2 protein-coding genes and 2 pseudogenes are annotated in these 5,350 nt (G+C 64.4%); 1 reads left to right on the top strand and 3 read right to left on the bottom strand.

Annotation, left to right across the window (positions count from 1 at the left end; all coding sequences use genetic code 11):
• Positions 1–104: 104 nt before the first annotated feature.
• Positions 105–245, top strand: a pseudogene (locus MOV74_RS30530) (inositol monophosphatase); the annotation flags it as partial.
• Positions 246–277: 32 nt separating this feature from the next.
• Here the strand turns inward: MOV74_RS30530 and MOV74_RS30525 are convergent.
• The 3 genes and pseudogenes from MOV74_RS30525 to MOV74_RS30515 all read right to left on the bottom strand — a co-directional run.
• Positions 278–984: pseudogene (locus MOV74_RS30525) on the bottom strand (AAA family ATPase).
• A 172-nt stretch (positions 985–1,156) separates the two neighbouring features.
• Positions 1,157–4,318, bottom strand: a complete 3,162-nt coding sequence (locus tag MOV74_RS30520; RefSeq protein ID WP_246930507.1) for a multidrug efflux RND transporter permease subunit — start codon at positions 4,316–4,318, stop codon at positions 1,157–1,159.
• 6 nt (positions 4,319–4,324) lie between these two features.
• Positions 4,325–5,350 (bottom strand): efflux RND transporter periplasmic adaptor subunit (locus MOV74_RS30515; RefSeq protein ID WP_246930505.1); only part of this gene is annotated, 1,026 nt, incomplete at its 5' end.

The raw sequence follows: 5,350 nt of genomic DNA, 5'->3' as shown, positions 1-5,350 counted from the left end.
GCGCCGAGATGTCGGCGTTCATGACCGCGCAGGGCTTTGCCTACAAGATGAGCGCCGAGAAGGCGTATTCGACCGACAGCAATCTGCTCGGTGCCACGCACGAGGCCAAGGGCATGATCATGGTGCGCGAGGCAGGCGGAACGGTGAGCGACATCGCGACGCCCGGCGATCCGCTGGTCACGGGGCACGTCGTGTGCGGGAATGAGTTCGTGCACGGGGAGTTGGTGAAGATATTGCGGAAGTAGGCGTAGTCACACGACGCCTCAATCTGCAGCGGTCAGGATTCGTCGTCTTCCGATTCGTCGTCGTCGCGATATTCGCCGCCGAGGGTCAGGCCCACGATAGCCGTGGCGCCTTTCGACTTGATGACGCGGCGAAGCGGGACAGAGCTCTCGCTCCGCAAGGCCTCCATCAGCAGTTCCGAATGGGTGACGATTCAGATGTCGGCGCGGCTTGAGGCCTTGGCGATCAGCCGGGCCAATGGCGCCAGCAGCGACGGATGCAAACTGGTCTCGGGTTCGTTCAGCGCGATGAACGGCGGGAGCCGATAGCCCATGAACACCGCGAGCAGGCAGATGTATTTCAGCGTCCCATCGGATAGTTCATGAGCCCTGAACGGCCGCGGCATATCGCCTCGATGCTTTCGGACTTGATCATCGGTTCGCCGGAAAACGCCGCCGCAAGCGGGGCGGGAAATCCGATCTCAATGGAATATTTGAGACGGTCGAACTTGGCCGACAACCGCAATCGCCCATCCTCGCCGCGCTTGCGAATGCCGGACCAGCAGACCGAATTCAACCCGCCTTCGTCGGCGATCGTGCGCGTGATCCGCCCGGTCGCCGCGTCGCGCAACAGCGACAAGAACTTGTAGAGATTGGATTTTCCAACACCATTCTCGCCCACAAACACGGACAAGGGGTGGATTGGTATGGAGAGCCGGCGAATGGAGCGATAGTTCGAGATCGCAATTTCGGTCGGACGCATCACATGTTCTCAATCGGCGGGGCTATGTGTGCATTCGCGGCGCGGTGCGGAATACACATTCGCTCAATCCAGGGATGCAGTCTGGATCGACACCTCCGACAAGCAAGCGAACGGCCGTTTGACGTCGCGCGGCGTGGCATCAGTTCTGAAGCAATCAAGACCGGTCCGGCGTTCAGTGGCCGGTCCTTGCCGGCGCCGGCGGCCCATACGCTTCGCCTTCCTTCGCCGCCTTCGGCTCCCGGTCCCCCGCGAGCACGCGCTGCACCGAGACGAAGAACACCGGCACCATCAAGAGCGCCAGGATCACCACCGCGATCATGCCGCCCATCACGATGCTGCCGAGCGCCTGCTGGCTGGCGCCGCCGGCGCCATGAGCAATCGCCATCGGCAGCACGCCGCAGATGAAGGCGAGACCGGTCATCAGGATCGGGCGGAAGCGCAGGCGGCAGGCTTCGATGGTGGCTTCCACCAGCGGCTTGCCTTCCTTGCGCAAGTCTTTCGCGAATTCGATGATCAGGATCGCGTCCTTTGCCGCGAGGCCGATGATCGTGATCAGGCCGACGGTGAAGTAGACGTCGTTGGGCAGGCTCCGCAGCGTCGCTGCGACGACCGCGCCGACGATACCCAGCGGCACGGTGAGCAGCACCGCGAGCGGAATGGTCCAGCTTTCATAGAGTGCGGCGAGACACAGGAACACCACGAACACCGACAGCCCCAGCAGGAACGGCGCCTGCGAGCCCGAGAGCTTCTCCTGGAGCGACTGCCCGGTCCATTCATAGCCGAAGCCACGCGGCAGCCTGCCGGCAAGCCGCTCCATCTCGGCGATCGCATCGCCCGAGGTGAAGCCGGGTTTCGCCTCACCGGAGATGCGCACCGCCGGATAATAGTTGAAGCCTGCGATCTGCGTCGGTCCGCGCGCCCATTCCACCGTGGCAAAGGACGAGAACGGCACCAGCTGGCCGCGACTGTTCTTGACGTTGTAGTTGAGGATGTCCTCGGTCCGCATGCGGTCGCGGGCGTCGGCCTGCACCACGACGCGCTGCATGCGGCCGCGGTTCGGGAAGTCGTTGATATAGTTCGAGCCGAGATTGGTCGAGATCGTGTTGTTGATGTCCTCGAAGGTGACGCCGAAGGCGCCGGCCTTCTCGCGGTCGATCATGAGATTGACCACGCCCGCCTCGGGCAGGCCCTCGATATAGACCTTCTGCAGCACCGGGCTCGCATTGGCCTCGGCAATCAGTTGATCGGCGGCGCGCATCAATTGCTGATAGCCCTTCTGGCCGCGGTCCTGGAGACGGAACGAGAAGCCCGAGGAGTTGCCGAGATTGTCGATCGGCGGCGGCTGCAGCGCCGAGATCTTTGCGTCGCGGATCGACGAGCCCAGGTCGCGGTTGACGTCGTTGACGATCGCGGCGGCGGAATCCTTCGGCCCGCGCTCCGACCAGTCCTTCAACGTGATGAACGCCTGCGCAGTGTTCATGCCCTGGCCGGAGAAGCTGAAGCCGGTGAGGAAGGTGACGTTGTCGACGCCAGGCCGCTGCGCCAGGTATTTTTCCACCTTCTCGATCACGGCCTCGGTGCGGGAATAGGACGAATCCGACGGCGTCTGCACGTCGGTGGTGATGAAGCCCTGGTCGTCGACGGGCAGGAAGCCGCCGGGCAGATTGACGAAGGCCCATGACAGGCCGACCAGCAGCGCGACATAAACCAGCATCAGGCGGCCGGTGCGCTTCAGCGAGAAGCCGACGGTGCGCGAATAGCGTTCCTTGACGCCTTCGAGCATGCGGTTGAACCAGCCGAACACGCCGCGCTTGGCGTGACCGTGACCAGCTGCGACGGGCTTGAGCAAGGTCGCGCACAGCGCCGGCGTCAGTGACAGCGCGAGGAACGCGGAGAAGCCGATCGCGGCGACCATGGTCACCGAGAACTGGCGATAGATGATGCCGACCGAGCCCGGGAAGAATGCCATCGGCACGAACACTGCCATCAGCACCAGTGTGATGCCGATGATGGCGCCCGATATCTGCGACATCGCCTTGCGCGTCGCTTCCTTCGGCGGCAGGCCTTCTTCGGACATGATGCGCTCGACGTTCTCGACCACGACGATGGCGTCGTCGACGAGGATGCCGACCGCGAGCACCATGCCGAACATCGAGAGCATGTTGATGGAGTAGCCGGCGAGCAGAAGCGTGGTGCAGGCGCCCAGAAGCGCCACGGGCACCACGATGGTCGGGATGATGGTGTAGCGGATGTTCTGCAGGAACAGGAACATCACCACGAACACCAGCACCACGGCTTCAACCAGCGTGGTCAGCACCTTCTTGATCGAGGCCTCGACCACCGGCGTGATGTTGTAGGGGATCTCGTAGGAGATGTTGGCCGGGAAGAAGCGCGACAGCTCCTTCATCTTCTCTTCGACCGCGCTCGCGGTCGCCAGCGCGTTGCCGGTCGGCGACATCAGGACGGAGAGACCCGCGGTCGGCTTGCCGTCGAGCCGCGTGTTGAACTGATAGCTGAGACCACCGACCTCGACGCGCGCGACGTCGCGCAAGCGCACGGTCGAGCCATCGGCATTGGCGCGCAGGATGATGGCACCGAACTCATCCGGCGAGGAGAGCTGGCCTTTGACCAGCACCAGCGCGGAGGTGCGCTGGTTCGACGTCGACGGCTCGGCGCCGATGCTGCCCGAGGCGACCTGCGCGTTCTGCGCGGCGATGGCCTTGTTGACGTCGTCCGCGGTCAGCCCATAGCCGACGAGCTTGGCCGGATCGACCCAGACGCGCAGGCTGCGCTCGGTCGAGTACAGCGTGGCGCGGCCCACGCCGGGAATGCGGCGGACCTCGCCCAGCACGTTGCGGATCATGAAGTCGCCGAGGCCGACCTCATCCAGGCTGCCATCTGTCGAGTTCAGCGTGATGATCTGCAGCACCGCGCTGGAGGCTTCCTCGATCAGGATGCCCTGCTGCATCACCGCGCGCGGCAGGCGCGCCTCGACGCGCTTGATGCGGTTCTGCACCTCGACAGAGGCGGCGCTGGTATCGGTGCCCGGCTGGAAGTTGGCGATGATCTCGACCTGGCCGAGCGAGTCGCTGGTCGATTCGAAGTTGAGGATGTTGGCGGCGCCGTTGAGCTCCTCCTCGATCAGCCGCGTGACGCTGTTGTAGAGGTTTTCGGGCGAGGCGCCGGGATAGCTGGTCGAGATCGAGATCGAGGGCGGCGCGATGATCGGATATTGCGCGATCGGCAGCAGCGGCACGGCGATCGCGCCGATCAAGCAGATGAACAGCGCGACCACCCAGGCGAAGATTGGCCTGTCGATGAAGAAGCTCGCCATAGCGCGTTACCGCGTGAGCTTCTGCGCGTGCCGATTGTCGGCGGTCGCGTCCGCTTCCGACCAGGATTGCGGCTTGACCTTGTCGCCGGCCGCGAATTTCTGGAACCCTTCCACCACGACCTTGTCGCCGGCCTTCAGGCCTTCAGTGACGAACCAGACTCCGTCCTGCACGGACCCTGTGCGCACCGCCTGCACTGCGATGTGGTTGTCATCCTTGACGACGAACACTTCGCTGCCGCCACCGCCATTGCGCTGGATCGCCTGCTGCGGCACCGCGATCGCATCGGAATCCAGACCCTGGTCGATGCGGACGCGGACATACATGCCCGGCAGCAGTTCGCGCTTGGGATTGGGGAATTCGCCGCGCAGGGTCACCTGTCCGGTGTGGGCGTCGACCTTGGCATCGGAGAACAGCAGCTTGCCGTCGAGCGAATAGATGGTGTTGTCGTCGAGTACCAGGCGCACCTTGGCGGCATCGGAGGCGATGCGCTCGAGGTCGCCGGTCTCGAAGGCGCGGCGAAGCTGGTTGAGCTCGTTCACCGACTGGGTGAAGTCGGCATAGATCGGATCGAGCTGCTGGATGGTGGCGAGATTGGTCTCGTTCTGCACCGCGAGGGCACCCTCGCTGACAAGGGCCGCACCGACCACGCCGTCGATCGGCGCGCGCACGGTGGCATAGTCGAGATTGAGCCTTGCCCGCGAGAGGTCGGCCTTGCGACCTTCGACCTCGGCATGGGCCTGGCGTTCAGCCGCAATCGCCTTCTCGTTCTCGGCTTCCGGAGCAGCGCGATCCTTGGTGAGGGTAGCGATACGGTGCGCCTGCTGCCTCGCCTGCATCAGCGCGGCCTCCGCCTTGGCGAGCGCAGCTTCGTTTGCCATCACCTCGACCTCGAACGGGCGCGGATCGATGCGGTAGAGCGGATCGCCCGCCTTCACCTCGCTGCCCTGGCGGAACAGACGCTCGACCACGATGCCGGAAACGCGCGGCCGCACCTCGGAGACCCGCGTCGGCGCGATGCGGCCCGGCAGCTC

Origin of the sequence: Bradyrhizobium sp. SHOUNA76, assembly GCF_023006445.1 — a bacterium.
Taxonomy (GTDB): Bacteria; Pseudomonadota; Alphaproteobacteria; order Rhizobiales; family Xanthobacteraceae; genus Bradyrhizobium.
The sequence above is the reverse complement of the archived record's forward strand: the minus strand, read 5'-3'. Positions and strand labels throughout refer to the sequence as shown.

Coding starts and splice junctions, on each gene's coding strand:
- MOV74_RS30520 (WP_246930507.1), bottom strand. CDS start 4,318: ATGGCGAGCTTCTTCATCGACAGGCCAATCTTCGCCTGGGTGGTCGCG.